At 61.9% G+C, this 23,113-nt stretch carries 16 protein-coding genes; 8 read left to right on the forward strand and 8 right to left on the reverse strand.

Annotation, left to right across the window (positions count from 1 at the left end; genetic code table 11):
• Positions 1 to 163: 163 nt before the first annotated feature.
• Together ACYQ47_RS28575 and ACYQ47_RS28580 are read right to left on the reverse strand one after the other, a co-directional pair.
• The gene (locus ACYQ47_RS28575; RefSeq protein ID WP_250464788.1) at positions 164 to 1,837 is read right to left on the reverse strand and encodes a glycosyltransferase family 39 protein; all 1,674 of its coding nucleotides are present in this window, start codon (positions 1,835 to 1,837) and stop codon (positions 164 to 166) included.
• Between the two features lie 302 nt (positions 1,838 to 2,139).
• Positions 2,140 to 2,514 carry an Mth938-like domain-containing protein gene (locus ACYQ47_RS28580; RefSeq protein ID WP_250464791.1) on the reverse strand — a complete coding sequence of 125 codons (375 nt, stop codon included), beginning with the start codon at positions 2,512 to 2,514 and terminating at the stop codon, positions 2,140 to 2,142.
• Positions 2,515 to 3,026: 512 nt separating this feature from the next.
• Between ACYQ47_RS28580 and ACYQ47_RS28585 the strand changes: the two genes are divergently transcribed.
• The 4 genes from ACYQ47_RS28585 to ACYQ47_RS28600 all read left to right on the forward strand — a co-directional run bounded on the left by ACYQ47_RS28585 (position 3,027) and on the right by ACYQ47_RS28600 (position 8,849).
• Positions 3,027 to 4,265 (forward strand): pyridoxal phosphate-dependent aminotransferase, encoded by a 1,239-nt coding sequence (locus tag ACYQ47_RS28585; protein ID WP_244825201.1) that lies wholly within the window; start codon positions 3,027 to 3,029, stop codon positions 4,263 to 4,265.
• 24 nt (positions 4,266 to 4,289) lie between these two features.
• Positions 4,290 to 5,606 (forward strand): homoserine dehydrogenase, encoded by a 1,317-nt coding sequence (locus ACYQ47_RS28590; protein ID WP_310395867.1) that lies wholly within the window; start codon positions 4,290 to 4,292, stop codon positions 5,604 to 5,606.
• Between the two features lie 15 nt (positions 5,607 to 5,621).
• On the forward strand, positions 5,622 to 7,067 hold the full coding sequence (gene thrC / locus ACYQ47_RS28595; RefSeq protein WP_459908060.1) for a threonine synthase: 1,446 nt from the start codon (positions 5,622 to 5,624) through the stop codon (positions 7,065 to 7,067).
• 189 nt (positions 7,068 to 7,256) lie between these two features.
• Entirely contained in the window at positions 7,257 to 8,849 is a 1,593-nt protein-coding gene (locus ACYQ47_RS28600; protein WP_250464797.1) for an ABC-F family ATPase, read from the forward strand.
• Between the two features lie 190 nt (positions 8,850 to 9,039).
• Here the strand turns inward: ACYQ47_RS28600 and ACYQ47_RS28605 are convergent, their stop codons facing one another.
• The 3 genes from ACYQ47_RS28605 to ACYQ47_RS28615 form a co-directional block, all read right to left on the reverse strand.
• Positions 9,040 to 9,240 carry a DUF1289 domain-containing protein gene (locus tag ACYQ47_RS28605; RefSeq protein ID WP_244825197.1) on the reverse strand — a complete coding sequence of 67 codons (201 nt, stop codon included), beginning with the start codon at positions 9,238 to 9,240 and terminating at the stop codon, positions 9,040 to 9,042.
• 57 nt (positions 9,241 to 9,297) lie between these two features.
• Complete coding sequence (locus ACYQ47_RS28610; protein ID WP_370652115.1) at positions 9,298 to 10,596, reverse strand: phospholipase A; 1,299 nt, start codon at positions 10,594 to 10,596, stop codon at positions 9,298 to 9,300.
• A 166-nt stretch (positions 10,597 to 10,762) separates the two neighbouring features.
• Positions 10,763 to 12,094: an Nramp family divalent metal transporter gene (locus ACYQ47_RS28615; RefSeq protein WP_459908063.1), complete on the reverse strand. Its 1,332-nt coding sequence runs from the start codon at positions 12,092 to 12,094 to the stop codon at positions 10,763 to 10,765.
• Positions 12,095 to 12,656: 562 nt separating this feature from the next.
• Between ACYQ47_RS28615 and ACYQ47_RS28620 the strand changes: the two genes are divergently transcribed.
• The 4 genes from ACYQ47_RS28620 (at position 12,657) to ACYQ47_RS28635 (ending at position 16,820) form a co-directional block, all read left to right on the forward strand.
• Positions 12,657 to 13,790: a polyamine ABC transporter substrate-binding protein gene (locus ACYQ47_RS28620; RefSeq protein WP_250464805.1), complete on the forward strand. Its 1,134-nt coding sequence runs from the start codon at positions 12,657 to 12,659 to the stop codon at positions 13,788 to 13,790.
• A gap of 131 nt (positions 13,791 to 13,921) precedes the next feature.
• The gene (locus ACYQ47_RS28625; protein ID WP_250464807.1) at positions 13,922 to 15,097 is read left to right on the forward strand and encodes an ABC transporter ATP-binding protein; all 1,176 of its coding nucleotides are present in this window, start codon (positions 13,922 to 13,924) and stop codon (positions 15,095 to 15,097) included.
• A complete protein-coding gene (locus tag ACYQ47_RS28630; protein ID WP_309842748.1) occupies positions 15,094 to 16,002 on the forward strand; it encodes an ABC transporter permease subunit in 909 nt (302 codons plus the stop codon). Before ACYQ47_RS28625 ends, ACYQ47_RS28630 begins: the two co-directional genes overlap by 4 nt.
• The gene (locus ACYQ47_RS28635; RefSeq protein ID WP_244828036.1) at positions 16,002 to 16,820 is read left to right on the forward strand and encodes an ABC transporter permease subunit; all 819 of its coding nucleotides are present in this window, start codon (positions 16,002 to 16,004) and stop codon (positions 16,818 to 16,820) included. Before ACYQ47_RS28630 ends, ACYQ47_RS28635 begins: the two co-directional genes overlap by 1 nt.
• Before the next feature lie 184 nt (positions 16,821 to 17,004).
• Here ACYQ47_RS28635 and ACYQ47_RS28640 read toward each other — a convergent pair whose 3' ends face one another.
• The 3 genes from ACYQ47_RS28640 to mfd form a co-directional block, all read right to left on the reverse strand.
• A complete protein-coding gene (locus tag ACYQ47_RS28640; protein WP_244827939.1) occupies positions 17,005 to 18,006 on the reverse strand; it encodes a threonine/serine dehydratase in 1,002 nt (333 codons plus the stop codon).
• 29 nt (positions 18,007 to 18,035) lie between these two features.
• Positions 18,036 to 19,256, reverse strand: coding sequence for an acetylornithine deacetylase (gene argE / locus ACYQ47_RS28645; protein WP_250464812.1), 1,221 nt, complete (start codon positions 19,254 to 19,256; stop codon positions 18,036 to 18,038).
• A 202-nt stretch (positions 19,257 to 19,458) separates the two neighbouring features.
• On the reverse strand, positions 19,459 to 22,935 hold the full coding sequence (mfd, locus tag ACYQ47_RS28650) for a transcription-repair coupling factor (protein ID WP_459908067.1): 3,477 nt from the start codon (positions 22,933 to 22,935) through the stop codon (positions 19,459 to 19,461).
• Between the last annotated feature and the right edge of the window lie 178 nt (positions 22,936 to 23,113).

Consider the following 23,113-nt stretch of genomic DNA (forward strand, 5'->3'; position numbering starts at 1 on the left):
GGTTGGCGCCTGGTTGATCGTGCCGACGGTCTTGCTGGTCTCACACAATAAGGAAAAAGCCGGGCCGCCACAACGGGGTTGGCCGAACGGTCGTGCAATCCGTTTGCGCGCGTGGCACGCACTGTGTCAGACGTGGTGCCGCGCGAGGTGGCAGAGTGCGCCATCACGGTTGCGGTTTCTCGACGATCACACGGCGCGCGTCGCGGGCGATGACCTGCATCGGCACATGGCGGGCGGCGAGGTCGTCGTAGCGGCCAGGCGGCATCAGCGCGAGCGCATACGGTTGCGAGTCCCAAAGCTTGACCCATTGGTCGATGCTCGGCACCCACTTCCGCGGCTCCGTCTGCACGCCGAAGGTGAGTTCGTCGGCTTCCTGCACCATGATCATCGGCTGATCGAGATAGAACGGCATGGTGTGATCGAGCTTGGCGATCGAGTAGAAGGGCGTGCCGGGCGGGAGTTTCGCCATCGCGGCTTTCACGGCCGGCACGAGCTTGACGCCCGAGCTGTCGGTGCCGAAAACGTCGTGACCCGTTCCCGCGATGGTACCGAGCAGCAGCCACGCCGCGCCCAGCCCTGCCGCGCCCGCAAGCACGTTCCGGCGATTGAGCCAGAGCGCCGCGAGCGTCACGACGAACGCGACCGCCAGTCCCGCATAAACCCATATCTGGAACGCGCGATACAGCGCATTGGGCGTATTCGCGCTGCCCGCCCGGCCGATGAAGATCGCGCCGAACGCCGCGGCGATCAGGAACACCGCATAGCCGATCAGATGCATGCGATAACGCGGCTTCGTCAGCGACGGCAGATAAAGCCCGAAGACGAGCGCGAGCGCCGGTGCAATCGGCAAGACATAGGACAGCAGCTTCGAATGCGAGGCGCTGAAAAACAGGAAAATGAACGCGGACCAGACTAGCAGCATGGTCACGGGCGCGAAGCCGTTGGGCTGGCGCGGCGTCTTGAGACCGTGGCGCACGCTCTGGAACGCGATCGACAGCCACGGCAGAAAGCCGACGATGAGCACCGGCACGAAGTAATAGAACGGTCCGGGACGGTTCTGCTCGGGCGTCAGATAGCGCTTGAACTGCTGCACGATGAAGAAGAAATTGAAGAACTCGGGGTTCTTCATCTGCACGAGCACGAACCACGGCGCGACGACGATCAGGAACACGATCAGTCCGCTGCCGATATAAAGCCGCTTCCAGAGCGCCCAGTCGCGCGCCACGAGCGAGTAGATGATCAGCACCGCGCCCGGCAGGATCACGCCGACGAGCCCCTTGGAGAGCATGGCCGCGCCCATCGCCGCCCAGCAAAGCCACATCCAGAGCCGCACCTCGCGCACGGCCAGCCCTGGGCGTTGCGCGAGCAAAAGCGCGCAGAGCGTGAGCCCCATCCAGAACGACAGGCCCATGTCGAGCGTGTTGAAGTGGCCCATCAGGTTCCAGTACGGGCAGGTCGCGAGAATCACTGCGGCCGCGAAGCCCGTCATCGCGTTGAAGACCCGCGCGCCCGTGTAGCCGACCATCAGCACGCCCGCGAAGCCGCAAAGCGCCGTATAGAACCGCGCCTGCCATTCGCCGACGCCGAACCACGCAAAGGTCAGCGCGTTCGCCCAGGTCTGCAGCGGCGGTTTCTCGAAGTATTTGTAGCCGTTGTAGCGCGGGGTGATCCAGTCGCCGGTGACGAACATTTCGCGCGCCATTTCGGCGTAGCGGCCCTCGTCGCTCGGCACGAGATGCCTGAGCCCGAGCGGCCCGAACCAGATGACGGCCAGCGCAACGACGAGAAGAATGAGTGAGAGACGCGTGAGCGGTAGCCGCGAAGGCGTATCGTTCATGAAGTCGACCTGTTCGATGCCGCCATGCGCGGCGCTTGTGAATGAGTGGCGCAACCGGCCGCGCGGGGCGCGAAGCCGTCGCTTGCGTGCAGGCTCGCATGAGCGCCGGACTGGCCGTGGCGCACGCTGTGTTACCGCCTTTCAGGCTCGGCGCAACGTTCGCCGGGCGGGAGTGTATCGCACTGCCAGGCCGGATTCGTCAAATTGGCGCACGCCGGGCGTCGCGACGCCAGCGCGTGCGCCAAAGAGGCGCCTGTCGCCGAAGTATTGCGGCGCATCCTTAGCCGAGCCTTAGTTTCCGCTCATTCCTCGATCAGCAGTGCGGCGGCCACGCGCCGGCCTTCGGACATCAATATGTTGTAGGTGCGGCAGGCAGCGCCGATATCCATCGTTTCCACGCCGATACGATGCTTGGTCAACGCTGCCGTGAGCCGCGGATGCGGAAAGCGCAATCTGGAACCGCTGCCGAAGATGACCACTTCGGGCGCGGCTTTCACGAGTTCCTCGAAATGCTCGGGCGCGAGCGCGTCGAACGATGCCACCAGCCATTTGACGACGGGCACCTCGGGCATGACGATCACGCTGCCCTCATGGCGTTCGAGATTGATTGCGACGAAGTCGTCTCCGTAGCTCGTGATGGTGTTGAGCGCGCCGCTGGAGTCTTGATGAAGTTTCAAAACGATGGTCCGGCAAGGAAAGGAGTGAAACCCGGCATCCGCCGAACGCGGCTGAAAAAAGCGCGAGAAGGCGGCGGAAAACGCACCAAAAGGCGCTTCGCGCCAGTGTTTGGTGCATTGCGGAACCGGGCCATAATCAGTAAATTATAACTTTCCAGCCGCGCGGACCGCTCGTGCGGCCCCCGTTGCGCTCGCGTGCCGCCAAAAGCCGCCTTCGACACGCAATCCGTATCCGTTACGCCTGCGCCCCTATCCGGCGCGGTGTTCCTCGCCCAGGGTTCGAAATCCCGAGAAGCGGCGGCAGTCCAGTAACATGCCGTAGTCTGCCGCAGCTCGTCGCCATCCCGCGTCACTTCGTGTCATCCCGCTTCGCGTGCGCGTTCCGGAAGCGGACACGAACCGCCGGAGCATCGACTGAAGCACCTGCTGCATCGAAACGCCGAAACGACAGAACGCCAGAACGAATCCTTAAAACGAATCCACCAGACAGCCCAAACACAAGAGCCGCGCCCGTGAAACCGATTCTCAAATCCAACAAGCTGCAAAACGTCTGCTACGACATTCGCGGGCCCGTGCTCGAACACGCGAAGCGCCTCGAAGAAGAAGGGCATCGCATCATCAAGCTCAATATCGGCAATCTGGCGCCGTTCGGTTTCGAAGCGCCGGACGAGATCATTCAGGACATGATCCGCAATCTGCCGGGTTCGTCGGGCTATTCGGATTCGAAGGGCGTATTCGCCGCGCGCAAGGCGATCATGCATTACACGCAGCAAAAGGGCGTGACGGGCGTGACGCTCGACGACATTTTCATCGGCAACGGCGCGTCGGAACTTATCGTCATGGCCATGCAGGCGCTTCTGAATGATGGCGACGAGGTGTTGCTGCCCGCGCCCGACTATCCGCTCTGGACGGCCGCGGTAAGTCTTTCGGCCGGCACGCCGCGTCACTACATGTGCGACGAAGGCAATGGCTGGATGCCCGATCTCGACGACATCCGCTCGAAGATCACCGCCAACACCAAGGCGCTCGTCGTCATCAACCCGAACAATCCGACGGGCGCGCTGTATTCGGACGAACTGCTGCTCGAACTGATCGACATTGCGCGCGAACACGGCCTGATCATTTTCGCGGACGAGGTCTACGACAAGATCGTCTACGACGGCATGACGCACACGTCCATGGCCGCGCTTTCCGAGGACGTGCTCACCGTCACGTTCAACAGTCTCTCGAAGAGCTACCGTTCGTGCGGTTATCGCGCGGGCTGGATGGCCGTGTCGGGCCTCATCGAGGAAAATCGCCGTCGCGCGAAAGACTATCTCGAAGGTCTGGGCATTCTCGCGTCCATGCGCTTGTGCCCGAACGTGCCCGGCCAATACGCCATCCAGACGGCGCTCGGCGGTTATCAGAGCATCAACGACCTGATCGTGCCGGGCGGGCGGCTGTTCAAACAGCGCGAGCTCGCCTATGACATGCTCACGGCCATTCCGGGCGTCACGTGCGTGAAACCGCAGGCCGCGCTGTATATGTTCCCGAAGCTCGATCCCAAGATGTACCCGATCGAAAACGATCAGCAATTCATCACCGACCTGCTGCTCGAAGAACGCGTGCTGCTCGTGCAAGGCACGGGCTTCAACTGGCCGACGCCGGATCACTTCCGCGTGGTCTTCCTGCCGAACCTCGACGATCTGGCCGACTCGATCAACCGCATCGCGCGCTTTCTCGACGGCTATCGCAAACGTCACTCCGCTTAACTTTTCTTAGAAGACTCACGCTGTATGGAACCGATCAAAGTAGGACTGTTGGGCTTCGGCACGGTTGGCAGCGGCACCTTCACGGTGCTGCGCCGCAATCAGGAAGAAATCAGGCGCCGCGCGGGACGAGGCATCGAGATCACGCGCATTGCCGTGCGTACACCGTCGAAGGTGCAAGCGGCAGCCGACGTGGCGGTCACCGACGACTTCCTCGCCGTCGTCGACGACCCGGCGATATCCATCATTTGCGAAATGATCGGCGGCACGGGCTTCGCGCGCGAATTGGTGCTGCGCGCCATCGCCAACGGCAAGCACGTGGTCACGGCGAACAAGGCACTGCTCGCGGTGCACGGCACGGAGATTTTCGAAGCCGCGCACGCAAAGGGCGTGATGGTTGCGTTCGAAGCAGCGGTGGCGGGCGGCATTCCAATCATCAAGGCGCTTCGCGAGGGCCTGAGCGCGAACCGTATCGAATACATCGCGGGCATCATCAACGGCACGACGAACTACATTCTCTCGGAGATGCGTGACCGCGGGCTGGACTTCGCGACCGCGTTGAAGGGCGCGCAAGATCTGGGTTACGCGGAGGCCGATCCCACTTTCGACATCGAAGGCGTCGACGCCGCGCACAAGGTCACGATCATGAGCGCGATCGCGTTCGGCGTGCCGGTGCAGTTCGACCGCGCGTACGTGGAAGGCATCAGCAAGCTCGCGGCCATCGACATTCGTTACGCGGAGGATCTCGGCTATCGCATCAAGCTGCTCGGCATCGCGCGGCGCACGGAGAAGGGCATCGAGTTGCGCACGCATCCCACGCTGGTGCCGGCCAAGCGTTTGCTCGCCAACGTCGAAGGCGCGATGAACGCGGTCGTCGTGCATGGCGATGCGGTCGGCACGACGCTCTACTACGGCAAGGGCGCGGGCGCGGAGCCGACGGCGTCGGCCGTGGTCGCCGATCTCGTGGATGTCACGCGTCTGCATACGGCCGACCCGGAGCATCGCGTGCCGCATCTGGCCTTCCAGCCGGGCAGTCTGGCGAACACGCCCATCTTGCCAATCGACGAAGTGACGAGCGGCTATTACTTGCGTTTGCGTGTCGCCGACGTGACGGGCGTGCTTGCCAACATCACGCGCATTCTCGCGGACAAGGGCATCTCCATCGACGCGTTGCTGCAGAAGGAATCGGAAGACGTCGGCGGCGAGCACAAGGGCGAGACGGACATCATCCTCATCACGCACGAGACGGTGGAAAAGAACGCGAACGCGGCGATCGCCCAGATCGAAGCGCTCTCCACGGTCGTCTCCAAGGTGACGAAACTGCGCATGGCAACGCTGAATTAAGCACAGGAACGCGACATGAACTACATCTCGACGCGCGGCGCCGGCTCGAACGAGCGCCACACGTTCTCGGACATCTTGCTCGGCGGTCTCGCGAAGGACGGCGGTCTGTATCTGCCGGCGGAATATCCGCGCGTTTCGGCCGATGAACTCGCGCGCTGGCGCACTCTGTCGTATGCGGATCTCGCCTTCGAAGTGCTGTCGAAATTCAGCGATGACATTCCCGCCGACGACCTGCGTTCGCTTACGCGCAAGACTTACGTCGCGCAGGTCTACAACAACGTGCGCCACGAAGAAAGCGCCGCGCAGATCACGCCGCTGAAGACGCTCGGCGTGGAGGACGGCACGCCGCTGTCGTTGCTCGAACTGTCGAATGGTCCGACGCTCGCCTTCAAAGACATGGCAATGCAACTACTCGGCAATCTCTTCGAGTACGCATTGGAAAAGCACGGCGAAACGCTCAACATTCTCGGTGCAACGTCGGGCGATACCGGCAGCGCCGCCGAATATGCCATGCGCGGCAAGACCGGCGTGCGTGTGTTCATGCTCTCGCCGCATAAAAAGATGAGTGCGTTTCAGACGGCGCAGATGTTTTCGCTGCAAGACCCGAACATCTTCAACCTCGCGGTCGAAGGCAATTTCGACCATTGCCAGGACATCGTGAAGGCCGTATCGAACGATCACGCCTACAAGGCGAAGCACAAGATCGGCACGGTCAATTCGATCAACTGGGCACGCGTGGTCGCGCAAGTCGTGTACTACTTCAGGGGCTATTTTGCCGCGACGAAGAGCAACGACGAGCGCGTGTCGTTCACGGTGCCGTCGGGCAACTTCGGCAACGTCTGCGCGGGGCATATCGCGCGCATGATGGGTCTGCCGATCGATCAGCTCGTGGTCGCCACCAACGAAAACGACGTGCTCGACGAATTCTTCCGCACGGGCATCTATCGCGTGCGCGGCGCGGACGAGACGTATCACACGACCAGCCCGAGCATGGATATTTCGAAGGCGTCGAACTTCGAGCGTTTTGTGTACGACCTGCTCGGCCGCGACCCGGCGCGCGTGCTGCAACTGTTCCGCGACGTCGACGAGAAGGGCGGCTTCGATCTCGCGGCGAGCGGCGACTTTGCGCGGGTGAAGCAATTCGGCTTCGTGTCGGGCAAGAGCGATCACGACGACCGCGTGAACACCATTCGCGATGTGTTCGAGCGTTACGGCACGATGATCGACACGCACACCGCCGACGGCGTGAAGGTTGCTCGCGAGAACCTCAAACCCGGCGTGCCGATGATCGTGCTCGAGACCGCGCAGCCGATCAAATTCGGCGAGACCATCCGCGAGGCGTTAAACCGCGAGCCGGAGCGTCCCGTCGCGTTCGTGGGACTTGAAAAACTGCCACAAAGGTTCGATATCGTTCCTGCGGATGCAGCCGTGGTGAAGGCGTTTATCGCTGAACGGACTTGAAGCGCATCCGCCGCGCGCGGATCGAGAGCGGTTGAGCGCGGGGCGCGGCCGGTTCGGCCGGCGCCCCGATGTTTTTTGATCCGCGTAATCTGCCGGAATGCCAAGCCTCATGCCGCTCCCGGCCAGAATCGCCACCAAAATCTGCTAAAATCATAGGTTTTTCGCCGTACATCATTCAAAGGACGCGCCGTGCTGTCTACCGCCAATATCACCATGCAATTCGGGCCCAAGCCCCTCTTCGAGAACATCTCGGTCAAGTTCGGCGAGGGAAACCGCTATGGCTTGATCGGCGCGAACGGCTGCGGCAAGTCGACCTTCATGAAGATCCTGGGTGGCGATCTGGAGCCGAGTTCGGGCAACGTCATGCTCGAGCCGAACGTGCGTTTGGGCAAGCTGCGTCAGGACCAGTTCGCGTATGAAGACATGCGCGTGCTCGATGTGGTCATGATGGGTCACACCGAAATGTGGGCCGCGATGACCGAGCGCGACGCGATCTACGCGAACCCCGACGCCACCGACGACGACTACATGCGCGCCGCCGACCTCGAAGCGAAGTTCGCCGAATACGACGGCTATACGGCCGAAGCGCGCGCGGGCGAATTGTTGCTTGGCATCGGCATCGATATCGCCGATCACAATGGCCCGATGAGCAACGTTGCGCCAGGCTGGAAACTGCGCGTGCTGCTGGCGCAGGCGCTGTTCTCGAAACCGGACGTGCTGTTGCTGGACGAGCCGACCAACAACCTGGACATCAACTCGATCCGTTGGCTGGAAGACGTGCTCAACCAGTACAACTCGACGATGATCATCATCTCGCACGATCGACACTTCCTGAACCAGGTCTGCACGCACATGGCGGACATGGATTACGGCACGCTCAAGCTCTGGCCGGGCAACTACGACGACTACATGCTGGCGAGCACGCAGGCGCGCGAGCGTCAGCAGAACGCGAACGCGAAGGCGAAGGAACGCGTGGCCGACCTGCAGGACTTCGTGCGCCGCTTCTCGGCGAACAAGTCGAAGGCGCGTCAGGCGACCAGCCGTCTCAAGATGATCGACAAGATCAAGATCGAGGAATTCAAGCCGTCGTCGCGGCAGAATCCGTTTATCCGCTTCGAGTTCGAGAAGAAGCTGCACAACATCGCGGTGGTGGCCGAGGGCATCACGAAGAAGTACGACCGCCCGATCTTTCAGAACTTCAGCCTGAGCGTGCAGCCGGGCGAGCGGATCGCCATCATCGGCGAAAACGGCGCGGGCAAGACCACGCTTCTGAAGTCTCTCAGGGGCGCGCTCGACCTGGACGGCGGCCGCGTGAAGTGGGCGGAGAACGCGAACGTCGGCTACATGCCGCAGGACACTTACGAAGAGTTTCCGAAGGACGAGACGCTGACCGACTGGGTCGACCAGTATCGTCAGGAAGGCGATGACGACCAGATGGTGCGCGGCACGCTCGGGCGCCTGCTCTTCAACGCGGACGACATCAAGAAGAACGTCAAGGTGCTGTCGGGCGGCGAGAAGGGCCGCATGATCTGGGGCAAGCTCATGCTCGGCCGCCATAACGTGCTGCTCATGGACGAGCCGACCAACCACATGGACATGGAGTCCATCGAATCGCTGCAGATTGCACTTGACAAGTTCGAAGGCACGCTGATCTTCGTGTCGCATGACCGCGAGTTCGTGAGCGGGCTGGCGAACCGCATCATCGAAGTGAAGACGGATGGCACGTTGCGCGACTTCGGTGGGAATTACGAGGACTTCTTGTCGAGTCAGGGCATTCAGTAAAGCCGCAGTCGGCATTGCAAACAAAAGCCGCGCATACAGACGTATGCGCGGCTTTTTCATTGGTTATGGCGCTGGTTTTGTTGTGTCGGGAAACCAGCAACCCCGCATCGGCAGCCCATACCGGGTTTCGCCATGACTGAGGCGGATGCTGTTCGTCCGGGTCCGCCACAACCATTTTAGCCGAGCCGGTTCACGTTGGCTTCCTGAACCGCATCGCCGTCCCTTCACGCCTGATCCGCTCCCACACGGCCTGCTTCTCGGCATCGGAAAGAAACACCCAATTCGACACTTCACCCGCCGTGCGGCCGCAGCCTTTGCAGATGTCGTCGAAAAGCGTGGAGCACACGCCGATGCAGGGACTATCAGGAAGATCGTGGAGATTCGAAGACATGGATTCGTTGATTGCCGCGCGCCACGACCAAAGCCATGACGCGCGCATTGAAAGACATTAGCGGGCAATACTGTAGCCTATTCGCGCGATCCAGTGACGACGCTGGTTGTAATCGAGGATATCTTCGCCGTAACCGTTGAAGTAGCTCGCAAACACATAACCGCCCCATGCGCTGCCGATCAGCTTAGCCAGCGGGTAGGTGAGCTGCGAATCCACGCTGCCATACCAGTGCTTCGTGCCCTTGCGCAAGGTCGTTGCGAGCTGCCACCCATCCGGGCTGCCGTATTTGACCAGGAAGTCGGTGTAGCCGCGATAATCCGCGATGTCATGATTCCCGCTTCTCGACAAGTAGTAATAGATCTTTGGCGAGATGGTCAGATGCTCGCCGTTCAGGTCGCCAAAATCCCACGTCGGCCGCACGAACATGATGTTGATCGCGCGCGATTCATCGCCGCTCTTGCCGTTCGATTCATGCCCGATACCCGCCGCCACGCCCATGCGCGTGAACAACGGACTCTTCACGCCCGTGTCTTCCACGTAGTAGAAAAGCTGCGGCTGATAGCTCGTATCGCGAAACGGGACGGACGGCGCGGAGAGGTTCCAGATGGTCGTCTGCGTGTACGCAAAGTAGAGATTGTCGAGGAAGCCGCGCGAGCGCGGGTCGTCCGGCAGATGCAGCCGGTATTTGAAGCTGAACTGGAACTTCGCGAGATTGTCGCCGTTTTCGCCATCGGCGAAGTACATCGGCTCGAAGGTCGAAAGGCGGCCGGACAGCATGGTGTCGATGGTCGTCGTCGGCACGGCCGTCGTGTTCGCGGCGGCGGTGGCGGTGGCCATTTGCGCGGGCGTCGTCGCCTGCGCTTCGCGTTTCTCGGCGGCGACCACCTGCGTCTGCGTATTGCCGCGGTTGAGCGTGACGAGCATGGGTGAAGCATCGAAGCCGACCGGATCGATCTTCATCGTGCCGCGCGCGCTTTCGGGCCACGCAGCCGTAAAGCGCACCCGGCGATACTGCCCAGGCGCGAGGCGCACATGGTCCGGCACCTTCGGATCGCGGGCGAGCGTGAGCGGCGCAGGCGGCAGATCGCCATTGGTGAGATTCACCGTCAGTTGCTTCGGCACATCGATGGAAAGCGGTTTGCTACCGTCATCGGTATAAAGCAGCGTGATTTCGAGCGGCTGCGACGCCGCCGCTTCGCGTGCCGGTTGCAGCACGGAGACAGTGGCATGCGCCGTGCTCGCTGCACTGAGCGTGGCAAGTGCGAACGTCGCGGCGCGAAGACGGCGCCGAGCGCCGGTTTGGGCATGAGCCGCACGAAGGAGTGTCGGCAAAACAAACGAATTTGGACGATGCATCGGGTAGTTTGGCGTTTTGTTGTCGGGGTGTGCGGCAGGGCTGCTGACGCGGCGCGCTGTGCCGAGTCATTGGTTGGGCACTCGCACTATCGCGCTTGCAGGCATTTCTTGCTCAAGCCCGCGAAAGGATTGCCCAGGCGCCGACGCCGATACCAACGCCTTTCGCTCAGACAGAACCCACCATCTGCCACAACAGCGCGCCATTCAGTGCAAGAATCAGTCCTGCACAAGCCCAGGCAAGTGCAAGCGGCACGCGGGCGACGCGCCAGCGCCCCATAAGACCGGCATCGGAAGCGAAGCGCACGAGCGGAATCACTGCCAGCGGTAATTGCAGACTCAGCACGACCTGAGTCGCGACGAGCAGTGTATTCGAACCGTGCTGCCCGAAGCTCGCGACGGCGAAAAGCGCTGGGCCGATGGCAAGCGAGCGCGTCAAAAGCGCCCGCGCCCAGCGCGCCATCTTCAGCTGCAGGAAGCCCTCCATCACTGCCTGACCGGCGAGCGTGCCCGTGACCGTTGCGTTCAAGCCGCACGCGAGCAGGGCGGCGGCGAACGCAATGCCCGCCCAGTGGCTTCCCACGAGCGGTGCGATGAGCCGATGCGCGTCCGCGAGATCATCGACATCGAAGTGGCCGCTTGCATGAAACACCGACGCGGCCACCACCAGTAACGACGCATTGACGATAAACGCCAGCCCGAGCGATGCGAACGTATCGATATTCACGCCCTTGAGCGCGCGGCCGATGGTTGCGTCGTCGTGGTGAGGGGCGTGTTCCTTCACCAGCGCCGAGTGCAGATAAAGGTTGTGCGGCATGACGGTCGCGCCCAGCACGCCGGCGGCGAGCCAGAGCATGCCGGCATCGCGCAGAAGCTCGCGCGGGGGCGCGAAGCCACGCAAGGCATCGCTCCAGACGGGATGCGCCAGCGCCAGTTCGACGACGAAACAGAAGCCGACGAAAAGGATCATCGCCGTGATGGCACGCTGGAGCGGCCGCTGTCCACGGCTTTGCAACGCGAGCATGATGAAAGTGCCGACCGCCGAGAACAACACGCCTGCGGTCAGCGAGACGCCGAACAGCATCTGCAAGGCGACCGCGCTGCCGACGACTTCGGCCACGTCGCACGCGATGATGGCGATTTCGCACGCGAGCCACAGCACGAGCGTCGTGCGGCGGCTATAGCGCTCGCGGCACAACTGCGCGAGATCGCGGCCGGTGACGACGCCCACGCGCGACGCCACCCATTGCAGAAGCATGCCCATGAGACTCGCGATCAGCACGACGAAGAGCAACTGATAGCCATAACGCGCGCCACCCGCCAGCGCCGTCGCCCAGTTGCCCGGGTCCATGTAGCCGACCGCGACGAGCGAACCCGCGCCGACGAACGTGTACCAGCGGCCGCGTGGCGCGCGGGGCCGGTCTTGACGATTGCCGGATTGAGGCGGTACGTCGGGCTCGGTAGCCGAAAGCTGCGCAAGCGCGGACGGATTGGTGTTCATGCGGTCGGTTGCCTTGAATAGCGTTGCAACAGCGCTGTCGTGTCACGGCTTCTGAAGCCGCGGCACGAGCGCACGCGTTGCCGGTTGAGAATGCGTGGGAAAAATCAACGCACATCCGAATTGGCTAGCAACGAGTGTTCCGCTGGCTATTCGTCAGGCAGGAATTGGGCTCAACCCGTGCCGTCGCGCTGCTCTTCTGTCTTTACGAGCGACGGTCGCACGTGGATGCCTCAAGTCCCTTCCATCGATAATGACATTTCGCGATGCTTTCGCGGCGTGGTTCCCTTTGACGAGTGTGGTTTTATCAGGTGTCGCACGGCGTCATTAAACGCTAAAATGCGCGCACTTTCCGTACAGCAGATCAATGAACCGTGGCACGGGCAGGCCTTATGACCAGGCGGCTGCCCTCGACGCACGTGAGATTCGCGCGACAAGCCGGACATTATTTTTGTCGTGCTTCGGTTTAATGGTAGTTTTCGGGTTTTTATGGGGTTCGCGGGCCGTTCCTTGAGAGCCGGGCCCGACACGACGCCGTCGACAGTCGGAACAAGGGAGAAACGAGATGAACGAGAAACTGGCGGCCCCCGTGGCCAAGCTGGCCAAATTCGCGGGCGCGCTGGCGTGCGCGGCGACGCTGTTGCCGCTGATGTCCCTCACGGCATCGGCGAAAGACACGCAGCTCAACGTGTACAACTGGTCGGATTACATCGCCAAGGACACGATCCCCAACTTCACCAAGCAAACCGGCGTCAAGGTGAAGTACGACAACTACGACAGCGACGACACGCTGCAGGCCAAACTGCTGACGGGCAATTCGGGCTATGACATCGTCGTGCCGACGAGCAACTACGCCGGCAAGCAGATCGCGGCAAACATTTTCGCGCCGCTCGACAAGTCCAAGCTGCCGAACCTCAAGTATCTCGATCCCGAACTGATGAAGCTCGTGGAAGGCGCGGACCCCGGCAACAAGTACACGGTGCCCTGGGCGTACGGCACGACCGGCCTCGGCTATAACGTCGACAAGGTAAAGAAAATACTCGGCGCGAACGTCGAACTCAATAACTGGGACATTCTCTTCAAGCCCGAGAACATTTCGAAGCTGAAGGCGTGCGGCGTGTCCGTGCTGGATGCGCCCGACCAGATGTTCGCCGCCGCGCTGCATTACATCGGAAAGGACCCGATGAGCACGAATCCCGCCGATTATCGCGAGGCGCTCGCGATGCTAAAGAAGATTCGCCCGTACATCACGCAATTCAACTCGTCGGGCTATATCAACGACCTGGTGGGCGGCGACGTGTGCTTCACCTACGGCTGGTCGGGCGATGTCGTCATTGCCAAGCATCGCGCCGTGGACGCGAAGAAGGCTTACAAGATCGAGTACTACATTCCGAAGGGCGGCGCGCCGGTGTGGTTCGACGTGATGGCCATTCCGAAGGACGCGAAGAACAAGGACGCCGCGCACGAGTGGATCAACTACATCGAGACGCCGCAGGTGCACGCCGCGATCACGAATGCGGTGTATTACCCGAGCGCGAACCTCGAAGCGCGCAAGTATGTCGACAAGGACGTGGCGAACGATCCGGCTGTCTATCCGCCGCAGGATGTCATCAAGACGCTGTTCCTGCTCAAGCCGTTGCCGCCCGAAATCCAGCGTCTGCAGACGCGCTTGTGGACCGAACTCAAATCCGGCCGCTAGTTCGCAAAAGCGGGTTATGCTTTGAACCGACGAAGCCCCTGGACCTCCGGGGGCTTTGTTCGTGATCGTCGCGTAGCCGGGCAGACGAAGTCATCGATGAAGGACAAGTTGCAGGAGTCGAACAGGCAATCATGAGTGAGCAGTCGAGCGCGTTGAAGGCAGCGCCTAATTCCGGCAGACAAGCGCCGGACAATTTTCCGTCCACCGGACTCGTGTCGGACGACAACTTCGTGCAGGTCGTCGGCGTCGTGAAGAAGTTCGGCGAGACGGTGGCCGTGAGGGGCGTCGACCTGTCGGTTGCGAAGGGCGAACTGTTTGCGCTGCTCGGCAGTTCCGGCTGCGGCAAGTCCACGCTGTTGCGCATGCTCGCCGGGCTCGAGACCGTCACCGAAGGGCAGATTCTGATCGAAGGCGAAGACCTCGCGCAGATGCCGCCGTATCGCCGGCCGGTGAACATGATGTTTCAGTCCTACGCGCTCTTTCCGCACATGAGCGTGGAATCGAACGTCGCATTCGGCTTGAAGCAGGAAGGCGTGCGCGGTGGCGAACTCAAGGAGCGCGTGCAAGCCGCGCTCGAACTCGTGCAGATGGGCCAGTACGCGAAGCGCAAACCGCATCAGTTGTCGGGCGGCCAGCAGCAGCGCGTGGCGCTCGCGCGCAGCCTCGTCAAGCGTCCCAAGCTGCTCTTGCTCGACGAACCCATGTCCGCGCTCGACAAGCAGATTCGCCAGCGCACGCAGATGGAACTCGTCAACATCCTCGATCAGGTGGGCGTCACCTGCATCATGGTCACGCACGATCAGGAAGAGGCGATGACCATGGCCGGGCGCCTCGCCGTGATGAGCGAAGGGCGTATCGTGCAGATCGGCACGCCGCACGAGGTCTACGAGTATCCGAACAGCCGCTTCTCGGCGCAGTTCATCGGTTCGACCAATCTCTTCGACGGCAACGTGGTCGAGGACGAGCCAGACCATATCTTCGTGGAGTCGCCGGAACTGCCGGTCAGGCTCTATGTGAACCACGGCATTACCGGGCCGCTCGGCATGCCGGTGACCATCTCGGTGCGCCCGGAACGTATCGCGCTCATGAGAAAGCCGCCCGAGGGCGCGTTCAACTGGGGCCGCGGACGTGTGACGAATATCGCTTACATGGGCGGCTACACGCTCTATCACGTGACGCTCGAAAGCGGCAAGACGGTGGTCGCGAACGTATCGAGCCTCGCGCTCGGCGAAATCGATTCCCCCACTTTCGACGATGAAGTCTACGTGCGCTGGAGCGCGTCGGCGGGCGTGGTGCTGACGGCATGATGATGAGACTGCTCGACCGCATGGGCGTGAGCGGCCGCACCGCGGTCATCGCCGGGCCGTTCCTGTGGCTGTTGCTGCTATTTTTCGTGCCGTTCCTGCTCGTCGTGAAGATCAGCTTCGCGGACAGCCAGCTCGGCATTCCCCCGTACACGGATATCGTGGCGTTGAAAGAGGGTGTGCTGAATATCGCGCTCGATTTCTCGCACTACGCGTTTCTCGTCACCGACAGCCTGTACTTCGCGACCTACATGAATTCGCTGCTGGTCGCGGCGGTTTCGACCTTGCTGTGCCTCGTGATCGGCTATCCGATGGCGTATTACATCGCGCGGGCGAATCCGGCCTCGCGCAATCTGCTGATGATGGCCGTCATGCTGCCGTTCTGGACGTCGTTCCTGATACGCGTCTACGCCTGGATCGGCATTCTCAAGAACAACGGCTTGCTCAACAACTTCCTGATGTCGATCGGCCTCATCCATTCGCCAATCGAGCTTTATCACACGAATGTCGCGGTTTATATCGGCATGGTGTATTCGTACTTGCCGTTTCTCGTCATGCCGCTTTACGCGCATCTCGTGAAGATGGATCTCACCTTGCTCGAAGCCGCTTACGATCTCGGCGCCAAGCCCTGGAAGGCGTTCCTGCAGATTACCTTGCCGCTGTCGAAGAACGGGATTATCGCCGGATGTCTGCTCGTGTTCATTCCGGCGGTGGGCGAATACGTCATTCCCGAGTTGCTCGGCGGCGCGGATACCTTGATGATCGGCCGCGTCATGTGGAACGAGTTCTTCGATAACGCCGACTGGCCGATGGCATCCTCCGTCACCTGCGCGATGGTGCTCCTCCTGCTCGTGCCGATGGCGCTTTTCCAGCACTTCCAGGCGAAGCAACTGGAGGAGAAACGATGATCAAGCCGAGCCGTCCGCTGCAGATCACCGCGCTCGGAATCGGGTTCGCGTTTCTGTATATCCCTATCCTCAGCCTGATCGTTTATTCGTTCAACGAGTCGCAGCTGGTCACCGTGTGGACGGAGTTTTCGCTGCGCTGGTACAAGGCGCTCTGGTACGACGACGAGCTTATCGCGGCGGCATGGCTGTCGTTGCGCATCGCGTTTCTGACGGCGTGCGCGTCGGTCGTGATCGGCACGTGGGCGGGGTTCGTGCTCGCGCGCATGGGACGCTTTCGCGGCTTCACGCTCTACACGGGCATGATCAACGCGCCGCTCGTGATTCCCGAGGTCATTCAGGGCATCTCGTTGCTGCTGCTTTTCGTGGAGATGGCCAAGCTGATCGGCTGGCCGGCGGGGCGCGGGCTCTTCACCATCTGGATCGGCCACGTGATGCTATGCATCTCGTATGTGGCGATCATCGTGGAGTCACGCGTGCGGGAGCTGAATCCGTCGCTGGAAGAGGCGGCGCTCGATCTCGGCGCGACACCGCTGCGCGTGTTCTTCGCGATCACGCTGCCACTGATATCGCAGGCGCTCGTGGCGGGTTGGCTGCTGTCGTTCACCTTGTCGATCGACGATCTCGTGCTTTCCGCGTTTCTGTCGGGACCGGGATCGACCACGCTGCCACTCGTCGTGTTTTCGCGCGTGCGGCTGGGACTGAATCCGGAGATGAATGCGCTCGCGACGTTGTTCATCGCGCTGGTGACGGTCGGGGTGATCGCCGCGAATTACTTCATGCAGCGCAATGAGCGCAGAAGGCTGGCCGAGGTACTGTGAACGCAGGCGCGTTAGTTTGCTCTCGTTGACGAGGAACCGCGAGAGCCGCGCTTTTCCGCGTGTTCGCCTGAACACGGCAAGCGCCGCTTCAAGCCGCTTTTTACCTACGATGTCACTGTGAGCATCGAGCAATTGCCAGCAATTGCCAGATGCTTCAGTTCCACGCAGCGTCTACAATGGCACTTCACGTACTCGCCAAATGAGTCGCGAACGTCGCCGGGTCCGTGTTGGTTCCGCACAGCAACACGCCCACGCGCTTGCCTTGCAGACGCTCGCGCAACGGTCCGAGCAGCGCGGCGGTCGCCGCCGCGCACGCCGGTTCCACAGCCAGCTTCAGTTCGTTGAACAACTGCCGCATGCCGTGCCGCAACGCGTCGTCCGATACGGTGACGATCTCGTCGATATGTCGCCTGCACAGTTCATAGCTGTATTGTTCGGTATGCGGCGCCATCAATGAATCGGCGATGCTGTGCAGGGAACTCAGCTTGATCGTGTGATTGGCGGCGAAGCTGCGGCTCATCGCATCCGCGCCTTCCGGTTCCACGCCATAGACATGCAGCGAAGGGTTGGCGAGACGCATGGCGGTCGAAACGCCGGCGGACAGCCCGCCACCGCCGATTGGCAGGATGACCGCATCGAGATCCGGCGCCTGCGACGTCCACTCGTAACCGAGCGTCGCCGTGCCCAGCACCGTTCGATAACCATTGAACGGATGCACGAAGAAGCGTCCTTCCTCGGCCTCGATGCGCCGCACGATCTCGAAGGCCTCGATCACATTTTCCGCCAGCACGACTTCCGCGCCGAAGCGCCGGCAAAGCGCGATGCGCGTCGGACTGGCGTTCTTCGTGATGACCACCTTCGCGCCCACTTCCATGCGCTGCGCCGCGTAAGCCACCGCGACCGCATGATTGCCCGCCGACACGCACGTCACGCCTGCCGCGCGTTCGCTGTCGGTGAGCGCGAGGATGTTCGAGAACGCGCCACGCGCCTTGAACGTGCCGCTTGCCTGCAGCAGCTCGAACTTGAACGTGACGGGTGTGCCTTCGAGCGTCGGAAAATCGTGCCGCTCGAAGATCGGCGTGCGCGCTACCCAGGGCGTGAGCGCCATATGCTGCTCGGCGATCTCGTCGAGGGTCGGAATGGGCGTGCCGTCGATCGTATGGTCGGAATGCGTTGCTGTGGACATGGCTCGATGGATCGTACGACGGTCGATGATTAGCGCGCCTGGGCTTCGACCGACATGCTATGGATGAACTTGCCGAGAAACGCTTCGCAAGCGACGAGTTGGTCGAGCGACACGTATTCGTTCGCCTTGTGCGCCTGTTCGATGTTGCCCGGTCCGCACACGATGCTCGGCACGCCCGCAATCGCGAAAAGTCCCGCTTCGGTGCCGTAAGCGACCTTGCGCTTCTCCTGATTCTCGGTGAGCGCGCGCACGAGTTGCGTGATGGCGGCCTGCTCGGTGGCGTCGAGTCCGGGCGCGGCGGCGATCTTCGAAAATTCGATGGCCGCGTTCTCGTGCTCCTTCTGCATTTTCGGCAAGAGCGTGTCGCGCGCGAACGCTTCGATGCGCCTGAAGATAGGGTCCGGGTCGATGGTCGGCAAGTTGCGGAATTCGAAGTCGAAAGTGCATTCCGCGGGCACGGTGTTGAGCGCGTTGCCGCCCTTGATCGTGCTCGTCTGCGCGGTGGTGAAGGGTACGTCGTAGAACTCGTCGAACGGGCCCTTGGCGCGGAATTCATCGGCGACATCGCGAATGAAGCAGATGAGGCGCGCGGCGTACTCGATCGAATTCAGCCCCTTCGGCGTAAGCGACGAATGCGCCGCAAAGCCACGCACGCAGCAGCGGAACGCGTTGATGCCCTTGTGCGCGATGACCGGGCGCATGGAAGTCGGTTCGCCGACGATACAGCCATCCGGATTGACGCCGCGCTTTTGCAAGTCGGCGATCATGAGCGGCGCGCCCGCGCAGCCTACTTCTTCATCGAACGAAAGCGCGAAGTGGATCGGCTTGGCGAGCTTTGTCGCCTGCATCTTCGGCAGCATTGTGAGCGCCGCGCCGATGAACCCCTTCATGTCGCAGGTGCCGCGACCGTAGAGCAGACCATCGCGGATTTCGGGCTTGAAAGGATCGCTTTTCCAGTTTTGACCGTCGACCGGCACCACGTCGGTGTGTCCCGACAGCACGATGCCGCCGTTCGTCTGACCGTCGTGCGCGGGCACCGTGGCGAAGAGATTGGCCCACTGGCCGCGTGAATCGGTCGTGATGCTGGCTTCGACACCCGCTTTGCGCAGTTCGTCGCGCACGGTTTCGATGAGGCCGAGGTTGGGATTGCGGCTGACTGTATCGAAGGAAACGAGACGTTCGATCCAGGGTAAGGATTGAGGCGTGGCGGAGGTCGTGGCTTGTTGCGCCTCAGCGGCGATTTGGGACATTTTTCGCTCCTGCGGGGTAGAAGCCGATCATAGCCGAAACCACGCTTGCTGACCTTCTGGTCAATATATGCGCTGCGGCATCGCTCCCGTCACTGCCTTTCAAAGAGCGGCAATGACAGGAAGCGTCGGGCCGGGCGCTTGATCCGTCTTCCGGTCGATGCGCGCGCCATGCCTCCCGTAGATACCAACACGCCGGATGAACCTAACGCGCCACGGCCGCCGACTGCCGCACCGGCGCGCCGAGCGCGCGCAACGTTTCCTTCACCGTGGCAATGCGCACCGCGAGATCGGGGCTGCGCGTTTCGATGCGCAACTTGTCCTGTCCCGCGAGCTTGATGTGCTTGTTCTTCTGCACCATCTCGATGATCTTCATGGCATCGACAGGCGGATTCGGCACGAACTGCAAGCCGATGGAACTCTCGTTGGCGTCGATCTTCGAGATACCGAGCGGCTTTGCCGCAAGCCGCAACCGATGCGTCTCCACGAGCGCATGCGCTTGCGGCGGCAACTTGCCGAAGCGGTCGACGAGCTCTTCGAGAATGCCGTCGATGGCATCGCTCGATTCGCAGTTCGCAAGCCGCTTGTAGAGCGAAAGACGCTCTTGTACGTCCGCGCAATAGTCGGCGGGCAAGATGGCCGGTGCGTGCAGATTGATCTCGGTCGTGGCGGCGAGCGGCGCGTTGAGATCCGGCTCGCGGCCTTCCTTCAGTGCCCGCACGGCGTCGTTGAGCATATCGGTGTAAAGCTGAAAACCGATCTCGTGAATCTCGCCCGATTGCTTGTCGCCGAGCACTTCGCCCGTGCCGCGAATCTCGAGGTCGTGCATGGCCAGATAGAAGCCCGAGCCGAGTTCCTCCATCTGCTGAATGGCTTCGAGCCGGCGCTGCGCCTGCTTGGTCAGCGACTGCGGGTCGTGCACGAGCAGATACGCATAAGCCTGATGGTGCGAACGCCCGACACGCCCGCGCAACTGGTGCAGTTGCGCGAGTCCAAACTTGTCCGAGCGATGCATGATGATGGTGTTCGCGCTCGGCACGTCGATACCCGTTTCGATGATGGTCGTGCACAGCAGCACGTTCGCGCGCTGGCCGACGAAATCGCGCATCACGCGTTCGAGTTCGCGCTCGTGCATCTGGCCGTGCGCCACGGCAATGCGCGCTTCGGGCACGAGTGCTTCGAGCATGGAACGGCGATTCTCGATGGTTTCCACTTCGTTATGCAGGAAGTAGACTTGCCCGCCGCGTTTCAGCTCGCGCAGCATGGCTTCGCGAATGACGCCGTCTTCCTCGCGCCGCACGAAGGTCTTGATGGCAAGGCGCTTCTGCGGCGCGGTCGCGATCACGGAGAAGTCGCGCAGGCCTTCGAGCGCCATGCCGAGCGTGCGTGGAATGGGCGTCGCGGTGAGCGTGAGTACATCCACTTCCGCACGCAACGCCTTGAGCGCTTCCTTCTGCCGCACACCGAAGCGATGTTCCTCGTCGATGATCACGAGCCCGAGCCGCTTGAACTTCACATCCGACGACAACAGCTTGTGCGTGCCGATGACGATGTCCACACTGCCTTCGTTGATCTGCGCGATCGACTGCGTGACTTCCTTCGAACTCTTGAAGCGCGACAGTTCGGCAATCCGCACGGGCCAGTCGGAAAAGCGGTCGGTGAAAGTCTGCGTATGCTGTTCGGCGAGCAGCGTGGTGGGGGAAAGTATCGCCACTTGCTTGCCCGCCATCACCGCGATGAACGCCGCGCGCAAGGCCACTTCCGTCTTGCCGAAGCCGACATCGCCGCACACGAGCCGATCCATCGGCTTGCCGCTCGTCATGTCGCCGATGACCGCGGCAATCGCGGCGCCCTGGTCGGGCGTTTCCTCGAAGCCGAAGCTCTCGGCGAACTTCACGTAGTCGCGTGGATCGAGCTTGAACGCGTAGCCTTCGCGCGCGGCGCGGCGGGCGTAGAGGTTGAGCAGTTCGGCTGCGGTATCGCGAATCTGCTGCGCGGCCTTGCGTTTGGCTTTTTCCCATTGGCCCGAACCGAGCGTGTGGAGCGGGGCGCTTTCGGGATCGGCGCCGCTATAGCGCGAGATCACATGCAACAACGCGACGGGCACGTAGAGCTTGGCGTCGTTCTGGTATTCGAGGTGCAGAAACTCGGTTTCGCCTTCGCCGAGGTCCATGGACACGAGACCCATGTATCGGCCGATGCCATGCTGCGCGTGCACCACCGGATCGCCGATTTTCAATTCGGCGAGATCGCGCACCATCGAATCGACATTGCTCGCCTGTTCCTGGCGGCGGCGTCCTGCGCGGCGCGCGAGCGGCCCGTAGAGCTCGGTCTCGGTGACGATAGACAGCTTCGCTTCCGGCAACGAAAAACCGTTCGCGAGCGGCGCTATGCCGAGCGTGAATTTGGCATCCGCGCCGAGCCATTCCTGGAACGTGTCGCGCAGTTCGCCGCGCAAGCCGTTATCGACGAGCAATTGCTGGATGGCTTCGCGCCGTCCCGCCGATTCCGCGACCAGCATCACGCGGTTTTTGGTCTGCTCCAGATAATGGCGCAGCGCGAGCAACGGTTCGTCCGCGTGGCGGTCGATAGCAAGCCCTGGAAGCGGCACGGCCCAGCCGCCTTCGGGCGACGCCGGGAACTTCAGTTGCGCGAACGGCTTGGCGAACGTGAAGAAGTCGTCGTCGCTGAGAAAGAGGCGGCGCGGTTCGAGCAAAGGCCGCTCGCGATCATGCGAAAGAAAGTTGTAGCGCTGCTTCGTGTCGGCCGTGAAGCGTTTGATCGCGGCATCCATGTCGCCGACGAACGCGAGTTGCGAGTTCTCCGGCAGATAGTGAAAGAGGGTTGCGGTGTCGTCGAAGAAGAGCGGCAAGTAATATTCGATGCCCGCCGACGGCACGCCGCTGCCGATGTCCTTGTAAATCTGCGAGCGGCTCGGATCGCCCTCGAACACTTCGCGCCAGCGGCTGCGAAACGCGGTGCGCGCGGCTTCGTCGAACGGAAATTCGCGGCCCGGCAAGAGGCGCACGTCGCGCACGGGATACAGGCTGCGTTGCGTGTCGGGATCGAAGGCGCGGATGGAATCGACCTGATCGTCGAACAAGTCGAGGCGATACGGCAGCGGCGAGCCCATTGGATAAAGGTCGATCAGCGAGCCGCGCACGCAATATTCGCCGGGACGCACGACCTGACTCACGTGCTCGTAACCCGCGAGCGTCAACTGCGCCTTGAGCTTGCTTTCGTCGAGGCGCTCGCCCTGCGTAAACGAAAACGTGTAAGCCGCGAGAAACGACGCGGGCGGCATGCGATAAAGCGCCGTGGTCGCCGGCACGAGCAGGATGTCGCAACGTCCTTCGCCGAGATCGTGCAGCGTCGCGAGACGCTCGGACACGAGGTCCTGATGCGGCGAGAACGTGTCGTACGGCAGCGTTTCCCAGTCCGGCAAGAGACGCACGCGGGCATCCGGCGCGAAATAGGGGATTTCGGTTGCGAGGCGTTGCGCATCGACCGCGCTTGCGCAGAGCACCGTCAAGAGCCGCACGAACTCGCGATTAGCCGTGTAATAACGCGCGATGGCGAGGGCATCGGATGAACCGGGCGCGCCGTCGAAGACAAAGCGCTGACCCGCTTTCACGAGCGGGATGGGAGAACTGGACTGCGCGTTGACGGCTTTCGAGGACATATATATGCAATTAACCGTCGGCTCTTTCGCCCTCTTCGAGGACGGGCCGGACGTGGTCGCTAAAGACCTATTATAAAATCCGGGCTCCACTTTGACCTGGCTCAGTGATCTGCCCGTGACTACGACTGCAAATTCGTCAAATGCGCCGTCTACTGCGCCAACGATTTCACCCGCCACT

This window comes from Caballeronia sp. HLA56, assembly GCF_054655155.1.